Source organism: Streptomyces sp. NPDC052396, from assembly GCF_044593195.1.
GTDB lineage: Bacteria > Actinomycetota > Actinomycetes > Streptomycetales > Streptomycetaceae > Streptomyces.
The window spans coordinates 40,820-62,184 of the sequence record NZ_JBIUAW010000007.1; the positions used below are offsets into that span (position 1 = coordinate 40,820).

Annotated in this window: 17 protein-coding genes; 6 read left to right on the plus strand and 11 right to left on the minus strand. The window is 70.4% G+C overall.

The features are described from left to right. The first annotated feature begins 71 nt into the window (after positions 1-71). Complete coding sequence (locus ACIHFE_RS19295) at positions 72-752, plus strand: LmbU family transcriptional regulator (protein WP_400108101.1); 681 nt, start codon at positions 72-74, stop codon at positions 750-752. 60 nt (positions 753-812) lie between these two features. Here the strand turns inward: ACIHFE_RS19295 and ACIHFE_RS19300 are convergent, their stop codons facing one another. Next, positions 813-1,457 (minus strand): FMN-binding negative transcriptional regulator, encoded by a 645-nt coding sequence (locus ACIHFE_RS19300; RefSeq protein ID WP_400108103.1) that lies wholly within the window; start codon positions 1,455-1,457, stop codon positions 813-815. An 890-nt stretch (positions 1,458-2,347) separates the two neighbouring features. Here ACIHFE_RS19300 and ACIHFE_RS19305 point away from each other — a divergent pair. Both ACIHFE_RS19305 and ACIHFE_RS19310 read left to right on the plus strand, forming a co-directional pair. Continuing rightward, positions 2,348-2,614, plus strand: a complete 267-nt coding sequence (locus tag ACIHFE_RS19305; protein ID WP_400108105.1) for a hypothetical protein — start codon at positions 2,348-2,350, stop codon at positions 2,612-2,614. Positions 2,615-2,927: 313 nt separating this feature from the next. Beyond that, the gene (locus ACIHFE_RS19310) at positions 2,928-4,253 is read left to right on the plus strand and encodes a phosphatase PAP2 family protein (RefSeq protein WP_400108780.1); all 1,326 of its coding nucleotides are present in this window, start codon (positions 2,928-2,930) and stop codon (positions 4,251-4,253) included. 143 nt (positions 4,254-4,396) lie between these two features. Here ACIHFE_RS19310 and ACIHFE_RS19315 read toward each other — a convergent pair whose 3' ends face one another. From ACIHFE_RS19315 to ACIHFE_RS19345, 7 genes are all read right to left on the minus strand, one after another. Then, on the minus strand, positions 4,397-5,476 hold the full coding sequence (locus tag ACIHFE_RS19315) for a mechanosensitive ion channel family protein (RefSeq protein WP_400108107.1): 1,080 nt from the start codon (positions 5,474-5,476) through the stop codon (positions 4,397-4,399). 408 nt (positions 5,477-5,884) lie between these two features. After that, positions 5,885-6,685 carry a maleylpyruvate isomerase family mycothiol-dependent enzyme gene (locus ACIHFE_RS19320; protein ID WP_400108109.1) on the minus strand — a complete coding sequence of 267 codons (801 nt, stop codon included), beginning with the start codon at positions 6,683-6,685 and terminating at the stop codon, positions 5,885-5,887. 98 nt (positions 6,686-6,783) lie between these two features. Continuing rightward, positions 6,784-7,980 carry a cytochrome P450 gene (locus tag ACIHFE_RS19325; protein ID WP_400108111.1) on the minus strand — a complete coding sequence of 399 codons (1,197 nt, stop codon included), beginning with the start codon at positions 7,978-7,980 and terminating at the stop codon, positions 6,784-6,786. A gap of 59 nt (positions 7,981-8,039) precedes the next feature. Further along, complete coding sequence (locus ACIHFE_RS19330) at positions 8,040-9,251, minus strand: cytochrome P450 (RefSeq protein WP_400108113.1); 1,212 nt, start codon at positions 9,249-9,251, stop codon at positions 8,040-8,042. Continuing rightward, on the minus strand, positions 9,248-12,358 hold the full coding sequence (locus ACIHFE_RS19335) for an amino acid adenylation domain-containing protein (protein ID WP_400108115.1): 3,111 nt from the start codon (positions 12,356-12,358) through the stop codon (positions 9,248-9,250). Before ACIHFE_RS19335 ends, ACIHFE_RS19330 begins: the two co-directional genes overlap by 4 nt. 89 nt (positions 12,359-12,447) lie before the next feature. Continuing rightward, a complete protein-coding gene (locus ACIHFE_RS19340; RefSeq protein WP_400108117.1) occupies positions 12,448-12,897 on the minus strand; it encodes a pyridoxamine 5'-phosphate oxidase family protein in 450 nt (149 codons plus the stop codon). A 212-nt stretch (positions 12,898-13,109) separates the two neighbouring features. Then, on the minus strand, positions 13,110-14,636 hold the full coding sequence (locus tag ACIHFE_RS19345) for an MFS transporter (RefSeq protein WP_400108118.1): 1,527 nt from the start codon (positions 14,634-14,636) through the stop codon (positions 13,110-13,112). Between the two features lie 228 nt (positions 14,637-14,864). Between ACIHFE_RS19345 and ACIHFE_RS19350 the strand changes: the two genes are divergently transcribed. The 3 genes from ACIHFE_RS19350 to ACIHFE_RS19360 all read left to right on the plus strand — a co-directional run bounded on the left by ACIHFE_RS19350 (position 14,865) and on the right by ACIHFE_RS19360 (position 19,006). Beyond that, positions 14,865-15,647: an isoprenyl transferase gene (locus ACIHFE_RS19350; RefSeq protein ID WP_400108120.1), complete on the plus strand. Its 783-nt coding sequence runs from the start codon at positions 14,865-14,867 to the stop codon at positions 15,645-15,647. A 126-nt stretch (positions 15,648-15,773) separates the two neighbouring features. Continuing rightward, positions 15,774-16,961 (plus strand): CaiB/BaiF CoA transferase family protein, encoded by a 1,188-nt coding sequence (locus ACIHFE_RS19355; RefSeq protein WP_400108122.1) that lies wholly within the window; start codon positions 15,774-15,776, stop codon positions 16,959-16,961. A 380-nt stretch (positions 16,962-17,341) separates the two neighbouring features. After that, the gene (locus ACIHFE_RS19360; protein WP_400108124.1) at positions 17,342-19,006 is read left to right on the plus strand and encodes a BTAD domain-containing putative transcriptional regulator; all 1,665 of its coding nucleotides are present in this window, start codon (positions 17,342-17,344) and stop codon (positions 19,004-19,006) included. An 11-nt stretch (positions 19,007-19,017) separates the two neighbouring features. On the opposite strand, the gene ACIHFE_RS19365 is transcribed toward ACIHFE_RS19360, so the two are convergent. The 3 genes from ACIHFE_RS19365 to ACIHFE_RS19375 are packed head-to-tail and all read right to left on the minus strand — an operon-like array spanning position 19,018 to position 21,339. Further along, the gene (locus ACIHFE_RS19365; protein ID WP_400108127.1) at positions 19,018-20,142 is read right to left on the minus strand and encodes a MalY/PatB family protein; all 1,125 of its coding nucleotides are present in this window, start codon (positions 20,140-20,142) and stop codon (positions 19,018-19,020) included. Beyond that, entirely contained in the window at positions 20,139-20,570 is a 432-nt protein-coding gene (locus ACIHFE_RS19370) for a GFA family protein (protein ID WP_400108128.1), read from the minus strand. Before ACIHFE_RS19370 ends, ACIHFE_RS19365 begins: the two co-directional genes overlap by 4 nt. Next, positions 20,560-21,339, minus strand: coding sequence for a 2OG-Fe dioxygenase family protein (locus ACIHFE_RS19375; protein ID WP_400108130.1), 780 nt, complete (start codon positions 21,337-21,339; stop codon positions 20,560-20,562). Before ACIHFE_RS19375 ends, ACIHFE_RS19370 begins: the two co-directional genes overlap by 11 nt. Between the last annotated feature and the right edge of the window lie 26 nt (positions 21,340-21,365).

A 21,365-nucleotide genomic window follows, 5' to 3' on the forward strand; every position in this document is an offset into this window, starting at 1 on the left:
CGCTGTCTGTATTCGATGGGGAGCCACCACAAACCTGCCCGGTCGAATAGGCGCGTTGATACGGAGGCGTGATGACGAATCAGGTCCAGGACTGCAAAGACTCCAAGGCGCTCATGTTCGGCCGGACCGCGGAGGCCGTGCCGAGGGCCCAAAGAGCCGGCGAGGTGGAGTCGCGGCGCGACCAGGTACTCACCACGAAGACGGGGCTGCACATACCCATAGGGCTCGCCTTCGAGGAGTGGGAGCGCGCCGGGCGCCAGCTCTCCGGGCTGCTCAACTCGTCGTCCTGGTGGCTCGGGGACTGGCTCATCTTCGGCAAAGACCACTATGCCGACCGCTATGAGCGCGGCATCCGCGCGGCCGGGCTCCAGTACCAGACGCTGCGCAACTACGCCTGGGTTTCCCGGCGGTTCGAACAGCATCGGCGGCGCTCCGCGCTCAGCTTCCAGCACCATGCCGAGCTGGCGTCGTTGCGGATTGATGAGCAGGAGGAGTGGCTCGATCGTGCCGAGCGGATGAAATGGAGCACCAAGCAACTGCGCACTGCCATCCGGGCTCAGCGTGAGGGCATTCCGCAGCAGACTGGCGCTGTGGCGACGACGCGCCGGCTCGCCGTGCCCGACAACCGGCTGCAGTGGTGGCACAAGGCGGCGGCCCAAGCCGGCACGGAGCTGGGGGAGTGGGTGATGGCCACGCTCGACGCCGCCGCCGATCAGGTGTTGAAGGAGGACGACCGGCCGCCCCTCACCTGACTGGTTGTCGCGGGGTCCGCACACGCCAAGGGCGCGGACCCCGCGACGCGGGGAAAACGGTTACGGCAGGCGGCTCATGAGATCCGCCGTCTGTGCGTGCCGGGTGCATCCGCGTCCGGCGAACGACTGCACCACTCGGTCGCGAACCTCGGGACGCTGTTCCTGGCTGAGCTTGAACATTCCCTCGGCCTTGGTCACCCGGATGTGGAAAGCACCCACGCCGGACACTATCTTGCGGAAGTAGTCGACAGATTCGCTCATGTCCCAGCTGTGGCCGAATTCCTTCTCGAATTCCTGGACCGTCGCCTGTACGACGCCCAGCGTCTCCTCCATCGAGTCGATCTTCTCCACGACTCCGTGCACATGCACCGAGGTGAAGTTCCATGTCGGGGCGGCCGGCGTGATGTCGTAGACGGTGGGTGAGACATAGGCGTGCGGACCGGTGAACGTCAGCAGGATCACCGTCCCGGTTTCCAGCGCCGCCCAATGCGGATTGGCGCGGTTCATATGACCCAGCAACTGCATGCCGGCCAGGTCCGTGGTGGGCTGCCCCTCCCACTCGGGGTTGGTGATGACCGGAAGGTGGGTGGCGAACGGCCCGTCAGCCGGAGTCCCGTTGCTGGTCATCTGTGCCAGCGGGTTCGCGCGCATCAGATCGACCATCCATGAGACGTCCGGTTCCCGGTAATGGCTGGGGACGAACATACAGCACTCACCTTTCATGGTGTGGCGAGAACAATGACATTGCGGTGTCGCGCTCGTGAGGCTCAGCAATGATGCGGAGAATGGTCGACGAAACCGCTGCACTGTCCTGTTGGCAGGACAACGGGACCTCCATCGTGGACCGTCCGTCGCCTCCGGCGCAATGAAAGGGTGAACCGGACCCGGAAACTTTCGCCGGGAACGCCAGGAACGGAAAGCAAGGTTTCCATTCAGCGGTCAGGAGGAATTCATGGGAAACGGGCAGGCGGTTTGACTCGGCGGACGCCGGGATCCGCGAGCTGCCCGTGCTGGTGGCGTTCGGCGAGTTTTCGTCCGGTCAGGGGCGCCTGCGGCGGCCGGCCGGCGCGGCCTGACCCGCCGTTCTGGCCCCATGTCCGCTCCTACGGGAGGCCGGCCTCGACATGGAAGCCGCCTCAGCCTCACCGCGGCGACCGTGCACGGCCCCCGGGCTGCCCGGTCCACCGTGGAGAAGCCTGAACCTTTACCTGGGGGTGCCGGGCGCGGTCCAGGAAGTACAGCTCGCAGCGTCATGGTCGGTCTCCTGCGGGCGGCGCGGTCTGCGGTGGGGGGACGGCCGGTGGCGCGCATACCCGGCTCCCCGCGCGGCGGAGGCCGCGCTGCGCCGACGGCGTCGCGCCGGCCGACGGTGAGGACGGTCAGGTCAACGCCATTGTCCAGAGCCCTGGTAAGGGTGACTCTTGGATCGTTCCGCAGCGCGCCGAGGAAAGGGTGGCGGTGTCCACGGGTGGGGCGCCGGCGGCGCGGGGGAGGGCGAGGACGGTCACACCGGCGAGGCGGTCGCGTTCCTTCGGTGAGCGCGATGGCGTCGGGCGACTCGGTCGCCTCCGGAGCCGGTCGGTGTTGTCGGTCCGGTGACAGATCTCCTCGGTTTGCCGTCGCCGTCCGGCTTTTTGCGTGTGCAGTTGCGATGGACGGTGAATACCGCCCTGGCGGCTGCAGGAGCTTTTTCTGGGGGCGTGGTACGGAATCCGCTGGATTTTCGTGCGGCGCAGATTTTTGTCCGCAAAGCGGAAGAGCTCTGTCTGCTGGCGGTCAATGGCCCGGTGCATGAGCGTTACGCCGCTCAGGCAGGGGCGATTCGATTCGTGCCACGCGTCGGCTGTCTGAATACGATCTAGCGGCAGCGGCAGCGGCAGCGGCAGCGGCACGTGGACGGGGGACATGGATGCCGCGTCCGGCCGTGCGTCGGGGGCGAAGGGCCACTCCCGGAGCCCGCTGAGCGCCTCGTGGCCCCTGGGGCGTCGAGCCCGGGACCGGCCGGCCCGCCCGCAACCGCGTGGCCAGTGAAACCCACCTCCGGTCACCCCGATAGCATGTTCGAGCTCGCGGTGATCACCCTCATCGCCCGTCTTCCACCGGAAAACATCTACCAAATCGGCCAAACAATTGATATCTATAACATCGCGGCTGCTTTCGCGAATAAACGGCGGAATTGCGTCCGCTGCATGGCGCCGACCACGGGCGATACTGTGGGCCACGGCGGGTGTGGTGACCCTTGGATTCCTTATCGCGCTGGAAATCGCCGCACGTCACTATGGCCTGCCGGGGCCCATGGCCAACCAGGTGAAAGAGGTGATATGCGCCCCCAAATCGGGGCCGCTGTTGTACGCCAGTATGGCGTTGATGATGCTGGTGCTCACCTGGCGGCAACGGTTTATCGCGGCCGGTGTCGCGATCGGTATCGACATTGCCTTCTTCTTGGTGCGGTGGGCGGTCGGCGCCAAGGAAATGATGTTCGGCAATGGCGCGTTGTGGGTGGTTCTGGGTTATGCGGTCATCGCCGTCACACGCCGAACCGGCCGGGAACGTGCCCTGCTGCTGAAGGGCGTCGGGCTGGCCCTGCTGCTGGTGACCGGCCGTAAAACCGGCGATACCTGGCTGCTCATCACCTCGAAGACCCGCCCCATGGTGCTCGACCAGTATGTGGCGACCGCCGACCACGCACTGGGCAACCCCTCGTGGCTGGTGGGCCGGATGGTCCGGGCCTCCGGTTCGGTCGGCGCCCATGTTCTCCACTTCGTCTACGGCCAGCTGGTGGTGGCCGCGGTGGTTGTCGCGGTGTACCAGCTGCGCAAGGTGGCGGTGGAGCGCCGGTTCCCGGTCCATCACCTGGTGCGCACCTTTCTGGTGATCGGCCTCCTGGGGCCAGCCATCTACATGATCTTCCCGGTGGTCGGACCGATCTTCGCCTACAGCAGCGAGGGCGCCTTCGGCACCGGCGGCGGGCACTGGGCGGTGGCCAGCCTGTGGCCGGACACGCTGGTGACCGGTGCACCGCACCATATGCCGTTCGACGCGGTCACCCCGCGCAACTGCATGCCCAGCCTGCACACGGCATGGGCCACCGCGATCTTCATCCATTCCCGCAAGGGCCCGCGAATTCTGCGGTTCGCGGGCACGTTCTGGCTGATTGCCACGCTCGGCGCGACGCTGGGATTCGGCTACCACTACGGCACGGACATCGTTGCCGGTGTGGTGTTCACGCTCACGATCGAGGCAGGGCTGCGCTCGTTCGACCGCGGCTGGGACCGGTCGGGAATGCAGCTGACCGTTTACGGTGCAGCGGTCTTCACCGCGTTTTTGCTGTCGTATCGCTATCTGCCGGTGGAGATGGCCGAATATCCATGGGTGTTCGGACCGCTTCTCATTCTGGCGATGGTCTCGGTGATCTACGGCTATATACGGATCACCAAACTGTGGGAACCGAAGGCCGTCGCACCGGTGCGGCAACCGGAACCGCTGCCCGAACTGGTGTGACCCGCGTCCGGGGCGGCGGCCGGATCGCCGGCCGGCCGCCCCGTTCCGAGCTGCTTCCGAGCCTGCCCGGCCAGGCGGTCCCTGTCGTCAGCCCGGGGCGGTATCCGGGCGCTCGGCCGCTCCAATTCACCGTGGCAGTGCGGTCAGTCGCCGGTCCGGGCGGCGGGGATCCGCTGGTGCGGGATCAACGCCTCGGTGCTCCCGCGCAGTGAAACGGTTCGCTCGGGGGCGGGTATCCGGATGCCCTCGACCCGGTAGCGCTGATGCAGACGCTTGATGAACTCATGCTTGATGCGGTACTTCTCGCTGAACTCGGCAACGCCGAGGATCACCGTGAAGCCGATCCTGCAGTCCCCGAAGGTGTGGAACCGCACAGCGGGTTCATGGTCGGGGACGGCACCGGCGACGTCCTTCATCACTTCCTCGGCGATCTCGATGGTGACCCGTTCCACCTGCTCAAGGTCGCTGTCGTAGGCGACCCCCACCTGCACCGTGACGGTCAACTTCTGTTCCGGCTGGCTGAAGTTGGTCATATTGGTGCCGGCCAGCTTGCCGTTGGGGATGATGACCAGGTTCTTGGAGAGCTGTTCCACCACCGTGTTGCGCCAGTTGATGTCCACGACATAGCCCTCCTCCCCGCTGCTGAGCCGGATGTAGTCGCCCGGCTGCACCGTCTTCGAGACCAGGATGTGCACGCCGGCGAAGAGATTGGCCAGGGTGTCCTTGAGCGCCAGGGCGATCGCCAGACCGCCCACCCCGAGGGCGGTGAGCAGCGGGGCGATGGAGATGCCCAGCGTCTGCAGGATGACAAGGAAGCCCACCGCCAGCACCGCGATCCGCGTGATGTTGACGAATATGGTGGCCGATCCGGCCACTCCGGAGCGGGACTGTGCCACGGCATGCACCAGGCCGCCGATCACCCGTGCCGCGGTGAGGGTCACAATGAGGATGACCACCGCCGTCAGCGACTGGTTGACGACGTGCCCCATGGCGCGGGTCAGCGGCAGGGCGGCGGCCCCCGCCGCGGCGCCCGCCACGACCGCTGCCCAGGGAGCGGAGGTGCGCAGCATGTCGACGATGATGTCGTCCCCGCTCCACCGGGTCCTGAGGGCCCGCTCGGCGAGCCAGCGCAGGATCACCTTCAGCAGCAGGGCCACGGTCAGGCCGGCCAGCAGCGCGATGCCGGCGGCGATGAGGTTGTGCAGGGTCGGGGAATGGTTCACCGGTGGCCCCCTGCCGGGCGGAGCGGGACGGCGGGACCGGGGCTCACCAGGAGACCGCGGTGATCAGCGGGGTAATGGGGCGTCAACTTTCACCTTGCCTGTGCGGGGGAGTCACATCGCGCGGGGCCCTGGGGCGTCCGGCGCGAGCGATCATCCTGCCTCACGGCCCCAGTGAGCCGGCACGCGCCTGACCGTCCTGCGTCGCCCGACCGCCGTGAGTCCGCGGCACCGGCGGACGGAAGTTCTGTTGCCGCATGGCATGCCGCATGCACTCCGTCCCGGACCCCATTCGCCGATCGAGTACCGGTCCGAGGTGCGCGGGGCGGGGCGGCTCGACCCCGCCGCGCTCAACCGGTGCACGCGCCGGTTCCACGTCATTTACGACCTGGAGTCAGCGGTCGCTCCGGGCTAGAACTCGGAGTTGGTGAACCAGCGTTCCAGCAGATCCTGGTCGCCCCGCACCGCGAAGACATCCGCGTCACGGCCCAGCCGGCCGTACACCAGGAGCAGCAGATCCGCCGCGGGCCCCTCGATGGTGGCGTCGGCGGATTCCGAAGTGGTGCCCTGCTCGACGTCGAAGCCATCCGGCCGCAGGCGGATGAGCCAGTCGCCGGAGGTGTCCGTGCAGCGGAAGCGGAGGGTTTCGTCGGTGCCGGTCAGCTGGGCCACCTTGGGGGCGAAGAAGGTGGCGAAGCGGAGGTTGACCAGGAATTCGTCCACGCCATCGGCCGCCAGACCGTGGTCGATCACGGGGCGGAGGCCGAGGGCGAGTTCCGCGTCGGCGCGGTGGACCAGGGTTTCGAACAGCATGCGGCGGACCCAGAACCGGGCGTGCTGGTCGGCGCCCCAGGCCCACATCGCGGCATCCGGGTCGGTGATGGCGAAGGCGCTCTCGGCCTCGGCCGCGCTGTCCGCCAGCCAGTCGGGGTATCCGGCCTCGGTGGCCGGCAGTCGCAGGTCCACCTCGCGGCTGCGCGGCGGTTCCTGGACGAGTTGGCGCAGCAGGACGGAGAACCAGCGCTGCACGCTGCCGGTGTGGCGGATGAGGTCGGTCAGGGTCCAGCCGGGGCAACTGGGCACCGGGGTTGCCTGGTCGGCGCCCCGGACCAGGTCCGCGAACCTGGCGCTCTCCGCCGCGATGGCGGCCCGGTGAGTGGCGGGGGCGGCTGCCCAGCCCGAATGGTCCGAGGTGTGGTCCGAGGTGCTCACGGTGGTGCTCTCCTGGTCGTCGCGGGCCCGGCACCGGCCGGCCGGGCCTCGCCACGCAGCCTGTCACATGGCGTGGCCCGGGGCCGGGACCGGGCTCGTCACCAGGTGACCGGCAGTCCGGCCGGCATGATCGCCATCCGGTTGGGGTGCCAGGGCACCTCTGCCACCGGTACCGCCAGGCGAAGGTCCGGCAGCCGGTCGAGCAGCACGCGGAAGGCGGTCTCGGACTGCCGGCGGACCAGGTGGGCGCCGGGGCAGTGATGGCGGCCGTAGCCGAAGCGCAGATGGGGGTTGGGGGAGCGGGCGGGATCGAAGGCGCCGGGTTCGGCGAAGGCGGCGGGGTCGTAGTTGGCCGCGTCGAGTGACAGCAGGATGAGGTCGCCCTCCCGTACGGCCGTGTCGCCCAGTTCGGTGTCCTGGGTGACAAAGCGGGGGATGGCGTTGCCCAGGACGACGCTGCAGCGCAGCAGTTCCTCCACACACTGGGGCAGGGTCTCCGGGTGGGCGCGCACGGCGTCCATCGCCTCGGGGTGCTGGAGGAGGTTGAGCGCCGCGACGCCCAGGAAGCTGGCGAAGTCCTCGTAACCGCTGACGAACAGCACGGCGGTGATGTTGGACAACTGCCGGTCGGTCAGCCCCTGTTGGCGTTCGTTGAGATCGGCGAGGCGGTCGATCAGACCGCGGGGCCGGCCGGGCCGGCGGGCGGCCATGTGCTGCTGCATATGGACACGGATCTCCTCCCAGTTGCGGGCGAGTTCCTCGTCGGTGGGGGTCACCATGGTCAGGTCGAGGTCGGCCCGTACCGCCAGCCAGTCGCGGTCCTCGAAGGGCAGCCCGAGTACCCGGCACATGCACTGGGCGGCGACCCATTCCGCGAAGTGGCGCTGCAGATCGCCCGGGCTGCCCTGCCGGACCATGGCGTCCAGGCCCTCCCGGGTGATCTCGGCGACCCAGTCGGCGGGGAGCCCGGGCTGGTTGCGGCCGAGGGCCTTGAGGACCTCGTCGCGCAGCCCGGCCTGCTGAAGGTGGTTCATGGCGTCCAGCAGTTCGGGGGCCAGGATCGGGGCGTCCTGGGTGGGCCCCCCGGGGTCGCCCAGCACGGACCGGGCGAACTTCCGCTCGCGCAGCACCTGCTGGGCCAGCTCGTAGCCGGTGACCAGCCAGGCCTCGCCGCCGGAGTTGGTGCTGACCCTGGCCACCGGGCAGCTGCGTTGCAGCTCGCCGAGTTCGGGGGCGAGACGGTCGCCCTGGGTGCTGAAGGGGTAGTGCGGCAGTTCCTCGTGCGGTGCGGTCACCTTGCGGGGGCCTTTCTCATCCGGTCGTGGGTCCAGTCGTGGGTCGTCGGGGAGGTGCGTCACCAGCGCACCGGCAGCCGGGCGGGGGCCCGCAGGGGAGTGGACTCGTCCCAGGGCACCGACTCCGCCGGCACGGCCAGCTCGATGCCGGGCAGCCGCTCCAGCAACACCTCGATGGTGATGCCGAGTTGCAGCCTGGTCAGGTGTCCGCCGGTGCAGGCATGCGGCCCGTGCCCGAAGGCGACATGCGCGTTGGGGCTGCGGGTCAGATCCAGGCGGTCGGGGTCGGTGAACGCGTCCGGGTCGCGGTTGGCGGAGGCGGGCACCGGGATGACCGCGTCCCCGGTGCGGATGTGCTGCCCGTGCAGGGTGAAGTCCTCCTGGGCGACCAGGATGTTGATGGCGTTCATCAGGGGGACGTAGCGCAGCAGTTCCTCCACCGCGGCACCGGTCCGCTGGGGCGCGTCGCGCAGTTCACGCAACTGGTCCGGGTGGGTGAGCAGGGTGAACAGCGCGTTGCCGGTGTGCTGGATATTGGTCTTGTAGCCGGCCATCAGCATGGTGACCACAAAGCTCACCACGTCGTCCCGGGTCAGTTCGCTGCCCGGGCGGCGGCTCTCCGCCAGCAGGAGGTGGAGGTAGTCCTCGCCCTCACCCTCCTTCTCCTTACGGGAGATCAGTTCGCCGGCGTAGTCCTGCAGCGCGTACAGGGCCGCCAGCACCTCGTCCATCGACAGCCCGGCGGCGCTGAGCAGGGTGAGGGTGTGCGGCAGATAGATGTCGCGGTCCTCGTGCGGCAGTCCGGTCGTCTCGCACAGCACACGCAGCGGCAGCGGTTCGGCATAGGCGGCGATCAGATCGGCCGTGCCGCCGTCGGCGGACTCCACCATGGCGTCGATCAGTTCCCCGGCCATGGCCCGGATCCGGGGCGCCATGAACTCCAGGCGGCGCCTGCCGAAGAGCGGCAGCACGGTGCGCCGTACCCGCTCATGGTGCGCGCCGGTCATCTCCAGGAACGTCGGCAGGCACGGCGGCGGGGCGTCGGGGCCCTCGCGGGGCGGCCAGGCGGAGAGCAGCGGCCGGATGAGGCGGGGGTCGGCGAAGGCGGCCCGTACATCCTGGTAGCGGCTGAGCAGCCAGCCCGTCTCACCGTTGGGCAACTGGGCCTTGACCACGGGCCGTTCGGCGCGCAGCCGGGCATAGCCGCAGGGCGGGCCGGGCGTGCCCGGGTCGACCTCCGGGACCGGGACGATGTCCTCGGGGGCGGTCATGCGGTGTGCTCCGTTCCGGGAAGCGGCCGGTGTCCGGTGGGCCGGGGGATATAGCCGGAGGAGAAGAAGAACTCCAGGTACCGGTCCAGCAGGGCGGAGTCGACCGGCGGGCAGTGCAGCCCGCTGTCGGCCAGCGCCTCCTCGGCGTTGCGGCGGCCCAGCACCGGGAAAACGCCCTTGAGGTACATCTCCTTGACCGAGATATCGGCCTTGCGGCTGCGGTCCACGCACAGTGAGACAAAGGGGGCCGTCGCGCTGGCCGGGTTACGGGCGACATGGCGCACCAGCTCGCCCACCCACTGGTCGTAGGGCAGCGTGCGCAGGGTGAAGCCCGCCGCGCGCATCCGGTCCAGGACGTCCGACAGCATGGCCGGGCGCGGGTTGGTGAGGTGATGGACGCGCCCGGTGGCCGGCCGGCGGGTGGCGATATGGACCACGGACTCGGCGAGGTGGTCGACGGGGACGAAGTCCATCGGCAGCTCGATGTCGGGGGCCAGACCGGTCTCGGCGATCGTCTTGAACAGGGAACAGATGGCCGTCTCGGTGTTGCACACACCGCTCACCCGGTCGCCCGTCACCTCGTAGGGCCGGTGGACGGCCACCGGCAGGCCCTGTTCGCCGGCCCGCCGCAGCACCTCTTCGGCGACCCACTTGCTCTCCGCATAGCCCATGGTGAGCCCGTCGGCGTGGGCCAGCGGGGTGTCCTCCTCGACCTTGTCCACTCCGGCCGTGCCGAATCCGGCCACCACGGCGATGGTGGAGATGAAGTGGACGGGTATGCGGCGCGGCGCCGCCAGTTGAATGACCCGCCGGGTGCCCTCGACATTGGGGGCGCGCAACTCCTCATAGGGGTAGAGGAAGTTGACCCGGGCGGCATTGTGCACGATCAGGTCCAGGCTGCCGGCGAGTCCGGCGGCGTGACCGGTGGAGAGCCCGAGGCCGGGTTCGGTCAGGTCCGCGGGGAAGCACTCCACCCGTCGCCAGTCGGCCTCGTCCAGGCGCAGACCATAGCGGGCCAGGGTGTTGCGCACCCGCCGGGTGGCATGTGCGCCGCTGGACGCCCGTACGGGGCAGTGGACGCGCGCGGAGGTCATCCGCAGCAAGCGGTCCAGCAGGAAGGCGCCGACAAAGCCGGAGGCGCCGGTGAGCAGGATGTTCCGGGGATTCCCGGGGCAGGGGGCCGGGCCCTGGACGGGCGGCAGCTCAAAGCCGAGTTCGCTCTCGCGCTCGAAGTCGACGGGCGGTTCGGCCGGCGCCGGGCCGGTGGTGCCGGTGCGCAGGGCGCGGACGGCCGTGCCGAAGCCCTCCAGAGTGGGCGCGGCCAGCAGGGCCCTGATCAGAGTGGAGCCCAGTCCGGCATCGATGCCCAGCACCGCGAGGGTGCGGGTGACGGTCTCGGAGGCGAGCAGCGAGTCGCCGCCGAGGGCGAAGAAGTCGTCCTGAGGGGTGGGGCGTATGCGGAGCACCTGGTGCCATACCTCGGCGAGGACGTCGAGCAGTCCCTCGACCCTGGCCTGGTCCGTTTCCCCTTCCCCGGGTTCCTCGGGTTGTGGTGCGAGGGCCCGCAGCCGGGCGCGGTCCACCTTGCCGCCGCTGGTCACCGGCAGGTGGTCCATGGCCACCAGCGCCGGAACGGCCTGGGCCGGCAGCCACTGGGCGCAGTAGGCGCGGATGGCGGGCAGGGGCAGGAGGCCGCCGGGCTCGGCGGCGGTGACATAGGCGGTCAGCGCCCCCTGTTCCAGCTGGACGACGGCCTCGCCGACCTTGGGATGGGCCCGCAACCGGGCCTCGATCTCGTCCAGTTCGACACGTACACCGCGCAGTTTCACCTGGCGGTCCAGCCGTCCCCGGTACTCCAGCAGCCCGTCGGCGCGCCGGACGGCCCGGTCACCGGTGCGGTACAGGCGCCCATGCGGCTCGATGGCGGGCACGGTCACAAACCGTTCGGCGGTCAGCCGGGGATCGCCGAGGTAGCCCAGGGCCAGGCCGTCCCCGCCGACGCACAGCTCCCCCTCCTCGCCCGGCGCCGCGGCCGAGCCATCGGGGCGCAGGATGTGACAGGAGGTGGCGCCGAACGGACGGCCGATGGGGACCTGGGTGGCGTCGGCGGGCAGGGCGCGCACCCGGTACGCGGTGGAGATGACCGAATTCTCCGTGGGACCGTAGAAGTTGACCACGGTGGTACCGGGGCAGGCGGCCAGCACCTCGTTCGCCAGCCGGGGGTCCATCGCCTCCCCGCCGGCGGAGACAAAGCGCAGCCCGGCCAGGGCCTGGGGCCGGGTGCGGGCCACCAGGTGGAAGACACTGGTCGTGAGGTAGGCGACGGTCACGCCCTGGGCGCGGAACAGTTCCTCCAGCGCGAGAGGGGAGAGGAGTTCCGCGCGGTCCGCCAGCACCAGGCAGGCGCCGGTAAGCAGCGCGGCCCAGATCTCCACGGTGGAGGCGTCGGAGGACAGGCCATAGGCGTGCAGTACGCCGTCACCGGGCCCGGGCGGGGGCAGTTCACGGTCGGAGCGCACCAGGCGGACCACGCCGCGGTGCGGTATCGCCACCGGTTTGGGGCGGCCGGACGAGCCGGAGGTGAACATCACATAGGCGCAGTCGCCGGCCGAAGTGACCGGAGCGGGAATGGAGTTGGCATCGGCGGTGTGATCGACGGTGTCGAACTCCACACGTACGGCCAGCCCGCGCACCGGGCCCGCACTGCCCGGCAGGACGACGGCCGCGCGCAGCCCGGCGTCCTCGGCCATGGCCCGCAGCCGGGCCGGCGGCAGGTCCTCGTCCAACGGGACATAGGCACAGCCCGCCTTGAGGATGCCCAGCAGTGCGACCAGCGCCTCCAGGGAACGGCTGCCGCACACCCCCACCGGTGTGCCGGGCTCCACGCCCCGGGCGAGCAGCTGCGCCGCCAGCGCGTCGGAGCGGGCGCTGAGCTGACCGTAGGTCAGGGTACGGTCCCGGTGCCGGGCGGCGGGCGCCTCCGGCCGGGCGGTCGCCTGCTCCTCGAACAGCTCGGGAAGGCACCGGTCACGCGGGTACTCGCGGATGCCGTTGAGCTCGGGGCGGGCGCAGGATAACGGTCGGACGGAAAGCTCGATGTCTGTCATGAAGACCTTGTTCACTCGGGGTGCGGGGGGTGTCATGTCGTTCATGCCGTGCGGTGGTGCCTGGTGGGCCGGGCCCCGGTGGGTGAGGTTCAGCCCTTTTCGGCGAACTCGGCGGCGAAGGCCGCGAAGTTGGCCGTGCGCCAGTGCCGTGGGCGCATCCGGAAGGTGATGTCGTCCTTGAGCTGGTCCGCGGTCGCCTGGAGATAGGCGCGCGCTTCCTCGGGGTCCAGATAGCGGTGGGCGATGGCCTCGCGCAGCGCGGGGTCGACCGGGTCGGTGACCGAGGTGACGGGCCCTTCCACGCTGACATACCGGTACGGCCGGTTCTCGTCCTGGGCGCAGAGGCTGAACCGGCCCGCCGCACGCAGCAGTTGGGCCTTGACCGTCTCCCGGCCGGTCTGCACCACGACCTCCCCGCCGGGCTCGTAGTGGTACCAGACCGGCACCAGCAGCGGGGCGCGGTCGCCGCGGGGATCGGTGACGCCCAGCACGCCGATGCGCGGCTCGGCGAGAAAGTCTTCACGTTCGTGATGCGGCATGGCGGGCAGCATGAGGCGGCTCCCTGTCTCGGCAGTGATTTCCGGGGTGACTGACTGCGGGGGCTTGGCTGCCCCCTCCCGGCCGGATTACCGGTAATCCAGCCCTTTTACGAGGACTTAACGCCAACAATCGCACTATGGCGGGTTGTTCGGCTGCTGAGACTGGATGCTTCCCTTCCGTCTGTCAACCACCAACATCATTCCCAGCCAGGTCAACTCGCCGTGGTTTGATCCGGTTTGGCGGGGAGCAGAAAGGAGGCCAGGAGTGTCACCGCGAGCAGTCCGGCCTCCGCGCCCAGCGTGATCTCCATGGTTCTGGCATAGCCCAGGCGGGCCGCCGCCCCGGCCGGTGTCGCGGCGGTGACCCGGCCGCCGAGTGCGGAGAAGAAGACCGTGCCCAGCACCGCGCTGCCCAGCGCGCTGCCGAACTGCTGCACCGCGGTCAGCGTCCCCGCGGCCGAACCCGTCTCATGCGGTGCCACGGCGGCCAGCACCGTCTGGAAGAACGGGCCCATTACCAGCCCCATCCCCAGCCCGACGACCACCAGCGCCGGGGCGCCCTGCCACACCGTGACCCGGGGGCCGGCCGACCGCAGCGCACAGGCGAAGCCGCCGACGCCCAGCGCCATCACCACAACGCCGGTCTGCACCAGCGGGCGCCCGAGCCTGCTCAGCGGCCTGGAGCCCTCCAGCGCCCGCACCACCGCGAAGCCGGCCACGGTACCGGCGGACCAGGGCAGCACCGCCAGCCCCGCCTTCAGTGGCGAAGCCCCCAGCCCCGACTGGAAGTAGACGCTGAGCACCAGCGAGAAACCGGCCACCGCGGCGAACAGCGCGGCACCGGTCACCAATCCGCCCGAGAAGGCCCTCTTGCGGAACAGCCCCGGCACTACCAACGGGTCACCGCCGGCGCGAGCGACACGCCCCTCGTACCAGCCGAAGACCCCGAACAGGGCCACTCCGGCCGCCATGGACGCGAAGGCCCATACCGGCCAGCCCAGTTCGCGTCCCTGCACCAGCGGAAAGACCAGCGGCAGCGCGGCGGCCGAGGCCAGCGCGGCACCCACCAGGTCCAGCCTGGTCACGGTTGTCGGGCCGGAGGCGGGCAGGAACCGCCACCCGCCGAGGAACGCCAGCAGCCCGAGCGGCAGGTTGACCAGGAAGACCAGCCGCCAGCCGGCCCCGAAGCAGTCGGCGCTCACCAGCCAGCCGGCCAGCACCGGGCCGCCCACATAGGACACCCCCATCACCGGCCCGTACATCCCCAGCGCCTTGCCGGTCTCCCCGCCCTGGAACATCTCCTTGATCAGGCCCAGCCCCTGCGGGATCATCACCGCCCCGAACAGCCCCTGCGCCCCCCGGGCCGTGATCAGCACCTCCGGCGACATGGCCGCCGCGCACAGCAGCGAAGCGCCGGTGAAGCCCAAGACGCCGGCCAGGAACGTCCGTCGGCGCCCCATGACATCCCCCAGCCGTCCGCCCGTGATCAGCCCGACCGCCATGGCGAGTGCGTAAGCCGCGCCCAGCCACTGGGTGACACTGGCCCCGCCGCCCAGCTCCGCCCGGATCGACGGCGCCGCGATGGCGGCCACCAGCGAGTCGAGCATGTCCATCGCCTCCCCGGCGAGCAGCACCCATAGCGCCGCCCAGCGCCATCGATAGGGCGGTGGCTTCGGTGCGGCGGCGAGCCCGCCGGGGGCGGCGGATAGAGCAAGGTCATCGGCGTGGGAATCGGACATGGAAACGATCTTGCCCAGGGACGCGGGCAGCGAGACGGACTCGGCGCCGGTTGGCGGGAATTGACTGAGCGGACGGCCGCCCCGCGGGAACCGGGGACGGAAACCAGCCCATCGGCTTCCGGCCAAGTCGCTTCCCTGTCCGGGCTGTTGCGAACATTTATGCGGAATGGCGCTGGTGGCCCCTGGTAAAGTCGCCGGAAGAACTGCACAACGCGATGGAGATGGTCCATGAAGCTGCTCCCCCTGTTTCTCCGACGGCCGATGGAGAGGGTGTACGAGCGCCGACTGGCCGCCGGTCTGGCGGGGCTGCCGCGCCCCCAGCACGTGGGGATCATGCTGGACGGCAACCGGCGCTGGGCCCGGAAGGCGGGACACGCGGACGTCCGGGAGGGGTACCGGGCGGGTGGCGCCAAGGCGACCGAGTTTCTGGGCTGGTGCACCGCGGCGGGGATCGAGCATGTCACCCTCTTTATGCTCTCCGACGACAACCTAGGCCGGCCCGCCGAGGAACTGGGCCCGCTGATCGAGACCATCGAGGAGACCGTCCAGGACATCGCGGCCCAGGGCCGCCCCTGGGAGGTCCAGGTGATCGGCTCGCTCGACATGCTGCCGGGCGACAGCGCCCGGGTACTCAAGGAGGCCGCCGCCGGGACCACCGGACGCGGCGGGCTCAAGGTCGATGTGGCGGTGGGCTACGGCGGCCGGCGGGAGATCGTCGACGCGGTGAAGAGCGCCTTCGAGACACATATGGCGGCCGGCGGCGACCCCGCCGAACTGGTGGAGCGGTTCGAAATCGAGGACATCTCCCGCCACTTGTACTCGCCGATCGCCGACCACACCGACTTCATCATCCGCACCTCGGGCGAGCAGCGGCTGTCCGGATTCCTGCTCTGGCAGTCCGCGTACGCCGAGATGCACTGGGTGGACTGCTACTGGCCGGCCTTCCGCCATGTGGACTTCCTGCGTGCGCTGCGCTCCTATGCGAATCGTGAGCGGCGTTTCGGGAAGTGAGCTTCCGTGACGGGGTGCGGGTCGTCTGTGGCTGGTCGCGCCCACGCGGCGGAGCCGCATGAGCACAGCCGTCCCGCGCCCCTTACGGGGCGCCCCCGGGCACAACGCGCCCCGCGGGCCCGCCCGATGAGCCCCCGCCCGCCGCTCGACGGCGTCACCGTGGTCGCACTGGAGCAGGCGGTCGCCGCGCCCCTGGCCACGCGGCACCTGGCCGACCTGGGGGCCCGGGTGGTGAAGATAGAGCGCCCCGACGGCGGCGACTTCGCCCGTGCCTACGACCGTAGCGTCAATGGCCTGGCGAGCCACTTCGTCTGGCTGAACCGGGGCAAGCGCTCGGTCACCCTTGACCTCAGGACCACCGGCGGACGCGCCGTGCTCGCCGACCTGGTGGCGGGCGCGGACGTCTTCCTGCAGAACCTGGCGCCCGGGGCGGCCGGCCGGCTGGGCTTCTCCTCGGCCGAGTTGCGCAACCGCCACCCGCGCCTGATCACCGTGGACATGTCCGGGTACGGCGCGAGCGGGCCATATCGCGACAAGCGCGCCTACGACATGCTCATCCAGTGCGAGGCCGCACTCGCCACGGTGACCGGACCACCCGAGCGGCCGGCCAAGACGGGGGTGCCCGCCTCGGACATCGCGGCCGGCATGTACGCGCTGTCGGCCACCATGGCCGCCCTGGTCGGACGGGCCACCACGGGGCAGGGCACCGCGATCGAGATCTCCATGTTCGAGGCAACGGCCGAGTGGATGGGCTACCAGCTCTACTACGCACAGGGCACCGGGAGTTCACCGGGTCGGGCGGGACTTTCCCACCCCAGCCTCACCCCCTATGACGCGTACCCGGCCGCCGATGGCGGCGAGGTGCTGATAGGCGTGCAGAACGACCGCGAATGGGCCCGGTTCGCCGAGGGGTTCCTGGGCCGTCCGGAGCTGGCCGGTGATCCGCGGTACGCGACCAATGTGGCCCGGGTGGGCAACCGGCGGACCGTCGACGCGCTGGTGGGCGGGCGCACCGTGACGATGACGGTCGAGGAGGCCATCGAGCGGCTGGACACTCTCGGCATCGCCTCGGCACGGCTGAACTCCGTCACCGACCTGTTGCGGCATCCGCAGCTCGCGGCCCGTGACCGCTGGCGGCCGGTGGAGACCCCGGGCGGCCAAGTACGCGCACTGCTGCCGCCGTTCGGCTTCGCCGGGCTGGAGCTGCCGATGGGCCCGGTGCCGGCGCTGGGCGAGCACACCGAGGAGGTGCTGCGCTCGCTCGGGTACCCGGCGGACCGGATCGCCGCCCTCCGTGCGGACGGTGCGCTCTGATCCCGCCGGCCGGCTGATGGCCCACCGGGACCTGGGCGGGCCGACCGGCCACCGTTGACGTACCGGCTGCCCGACCCGCGTGCCCGACGACCGGCGATCCATGCCGGGCGGGATCCCGGGGCCCGCGGAAGAACATGACGGACGGGCCGGATCCCGGATGCCGAAACCCGTGGCACCTGCGCCGGATGCCAACCGCCCTGCCGGGCAAGGCGGTCGGGCGCCGGTCCGTCCCGTACACCCCACCCGCTCAAGCCCGGGAAAACGATTCATTTCCGCCTATGGGATCCGGACGGGCGATATGCCAAGATCATCCTCCAAACGCGTGCCGTGGATCGCGGACACGCCTTCCGGCACAGTCCTGGGAACGGTGATCCATGTCCGTGAGGGAGACCTTGACGCCCCGTCCGGCCGGTCCCGCCGATCTGCGGCTGCGTGTGCTGGGGTCCATATCGGCCCGGTACGGCGACACCGACCTGGTGCTGGGGCCACGGCGCCACCGGGCGCTGCTGGCCCTGCTGACCCTGCGGCTGGACCGGGTGGTGCCCACCGGTCTGCTGATCGAGGAGCTGTGGGGCGACGAGCCGCCACGGCGGCCGGTGGCCACGCTGCAGACCTATATCTGCCATCTGCGCCGGGTGCTGGACTCGGCCACCGGATGCAAGTCCCCCTCCCTGCTGAGCTACCGCGCACCGGGCTATGTACTGCGGCTGACCCCGGAGCAGGTGGACGCCCACCGCTTCGAGGCCCTGGTCAGGTCCGGCTGCCGGCTGCTGGACCAGGACGATGTGTCCGGTGCGCGCGAGGTGCTCACCGAGGCCCTGGCACTCTGGCAGGGGTGCCCCTACCAGGAGTTCGAGGAACTCCCGGCGCTGGCCGACGAATGTGCCCGGCTGGAGCAGATCCGGCTGACGGCCGTGGAGTCACTGGCCCGGGCCCGGCTGACACTGGGCGAGGCCGCCGCCGTCGCCGCCGAACTCGCCCCGGAGGCACGCCGTTACCCCATGCGCGAGCATCTGATCGGGCACCTGATGACCGCGCTGTCGGAAATCGGCTGCCAGGCCGAGGCGTTGCGCGTCTATGAACAGACCCGGACCTGTCTGGCCGAGGAGTTCGGGGTGGAGGCCGGCGCCGAGCTCAAACGGGTGCACGCGGCGGTGCTGCGGCAGGAATCCCTGCGGCACGGCGTTCCCGGGCCGGTCATCACCTCCGTCGGCGGAGAGACCTTCTTCCTCGGGGCCGGCACGATGGCCATGGCGCCCCCCGGCGGCCGGGGCGCCCTGCTGTCAACTGCGGTACCGGCTCCGATGGCGAGGCCCCTGTCCTGGCTCGGTCCGCCGGGGAAGGGGCCGGAGTTCCCGCGAGCGCACCGGCTCGGCGAAGACCGCGCACCCCGGCGCGTCCCCGGCGAACTGCGGGTGGCCACGCTCCAGTCGATCAGCATCGGCGTGATGCCGCCCGCCCTGCGCGTGCTGTACCGGGAGCGGCCCGATATCCGGCTGGTCCTCACCGAGTATATGAACGCCGCGGAGCTCCAGACCGCCCTGGAGTCCGGGGAGGCCGACCTGGCCGTCGGTCCGCTGCCCGATATGTGGCCCCATCCGGTGCGCCTGCTGGGCACCGAGGAGTTCGCCATTGTGCTGCCCCCCGACGACCCGTCCATCCCGTCCATCGGCGCGCGGCTGCCGTTCTCCCTGCTCCGCGAGCGCGAATGGGTCCGCCTCGCCCCGCGCAACGGCCTCGCCCGCTTCCTCGACGAGAGCTGTGCCGCGGCGGGCTTCCACCCGCGCACCGCCATCTACACCGAACAGAGCGCCGCCGCACCGATGTTGACCCTGTCCGGGCTCGGCCCCGCGCTCATTCCGGCGAATATGATCCCCGCGCACTTCGCCGGCCGGGTCTTCCTGCCGGACCCGCCCATCCGCCGCACCCTGGCCGCCTATGGCGGTGGCCACCCGGACGCGGCGGCCACCGCCTTTGTCGAGACCCTGGCGGCGAGCGCGCACATCATGCCCCCGGGCCTGGTGGGCGCGCTCCCGGGGCGCTGACCGGGCGGCGGTCAGCCGGCCGCCGCCGCCAGCCGGGCCACGATCCGGGTGAGCAGCTCGGGGCTGGTGGCGAAGTTGAGCCGGATAAAGCCGCGGCCCGGCGGCCCGCAGTCGGTGCCGTCGACCACCGTCACCTGGGCGCGCTGGGCGAAGAACTCCGCCAAGTTGTGCTCCGGCAGGCCCCGTTCCCGGAAGTCCAGCCAGGCGAGAAAGGTGCCCTCGGGCGGGTCGTATGCCACCCCGGGCAGGTGGGTGGCCAGCAGTCCGGCCAGCAGCCGCCGGTTGCCGGCCAGTTGGGCCAGCACATTCTCCAGCCAGGGCTGCCCCAGCCGGTAGGCGGCCACCGCGGCCACCGCGCCCAGGGTGGCCGTCCCATCGGTGGCCAGCCGCCCCAGGTTGGCCCACCGCTCCCGGTCCGGGTCATTGGTCAGCAGCATCTGGGCGCACTTCAGCCCGGCCAGATTCCACCCCTTGGACGCCGAGGTGGCGGTGAGGGCATGGCGGGCCGCCGCCGGTGACACCGAGGCATAGGGAATGTGTCGGTGCCCGGCGAGCACCAGCGGGGCGTGCACCTCATCGGCGAACACCCGCCCGCCATGCCGTTCCACCACCTCGCCGATGGCCAGCAGTTCAGCGCGCTCCAGCACCCTGCCGACCGGGTTGTGCGGATTGCACAGCACCAGCAGGTGCCCGCCGGCCGCGAAGGCGCGGTCCAGCGCGTCCAGGTCATGGACATACCGGCCGCCGGAGCGGACGAGTTCCACCGGGAGCACGGGACGGCCCAGCAGCCCGGGTACGGTGAGGAACGGTGCGTAGGCCGGCACCGGGACGATCACCGGCGACCCGGGGCGGGAGAAGTGCTGGACGGCCACATGGAAGGCGCGCACCACATCGGGCAGCAGCCGGACGTCCTCGGCGGCCACCCGCCAGCCATGGCGCCGGTACTGCCAGTCCGCGCAGGCCGCACCGGCCTCGGCCGCCAATGACGCGGTGAGGTAGCCCAGTTGGTCGCGGGACACCGCGGTCCGCAGTGCCTCGGTGACCGGTGGCGCGGTGCCGAAGTCCATCTCGGCCGCACAGGCCCCCAGTCCGCCGGGGCCGGCCGTCTCCCACTTCAGCCGCTCGGTGCGCGTCATTCGCTGAGCACATGCTGTCCGGCGGCCATGCTCTCCTCCCAGTTCTGCCCGTCGAACTCCACATAGGTGATGTTCTCGGCGGCCGAGAGGTCCAGGCAGCGGGCGTTGACGCTGAAGTACCCGGTGGGGTGCGAGCGCGGGCGGTAGAAGGGCATGATGCCGCAGACCGCGCAGAAGGTGTGGTCCGCGATGCAGTTGCCGAACCGGTAGGGCTTGAGGTACTGCTGCCCCTGGTGCAGGGTGAACCGCTCCTCGGGGACCATCAGTTCCTGGTGCCCCGACTTGTAGCAGATCCCGCAGTTGCACAGGGTCAGGGTGAGGTTGCGGCCGGCGCGGGCCGCGAACCGCACGCCTCCGCAGTGGCAGGAACCCTCGTACCGGACTCGCTCGATGGTGTCCTCGGTTTCGGTGGCCGGCTCAGTGGACATGGCACTCGGCTCCCCCGTGGGTCGGCTCGGTGACGGGCGACGGCAGGTCCACCGACATGGGAAGTCCGGTGTGCGGCCGCAATGAGTCGTGCTGGTGGGACACATGGCCCGGGCCGGCCGGCCGGCGGGTGAAGAAGATCAGCATGTCCCGGGTGGACGGCCGGCCGGGATCGGCGGCGACCACGGGGGAGACGCTGTGCTTGCGCTCATGGTCGACCACCAGCAGGGTGTCCAGGAAGCGGTGGTGACGGACCGAGCCCAGCAGCAGCTCCGGATCGGTCTCATGCCACCGGCCGGCGTTGGCCTCGCGCATGTCGTGGAGATAGGTCACCGCGCTGTCCTCGGTCATATTGGTGCTGCCCAGGAGCGTGGTCATGGTGTGGTCCACGCCGTCGCTGTGCACACCTTCCAGGGCCGGCTCGCCCAGCAGGCCGGCCTCGGTGACCGTTCTGAGGTTGAACAAGGTGCAGATCCAGTCGGTGGACCGGTAGTCCAGCAGCGGGCGGCGGGCCGTTTCCACCCCCTCGATCAGCAGCAGCTTGAAGGCCAGCAGAGCCTGGAAGGCCGTGTTCAGCTGGAGGTCGTCCCGCACCTCGTCAAAGACCCGCAGCTCTCCCGAGTCATGCCGGACGAAGTCCTCCTCCTTCGACAGCACAAAGGGCTGGAACTCCAGCCGGCGGGCCTGCCGGGCCACCGGATCCAGACAGAAACGGCCGTTACGGGACTTCCGGAAGGGCAGCGTCGGATCGCCGACCAGCCCGTCGCTCACCGACGCCAGGCTTTCCAGATCCGCTG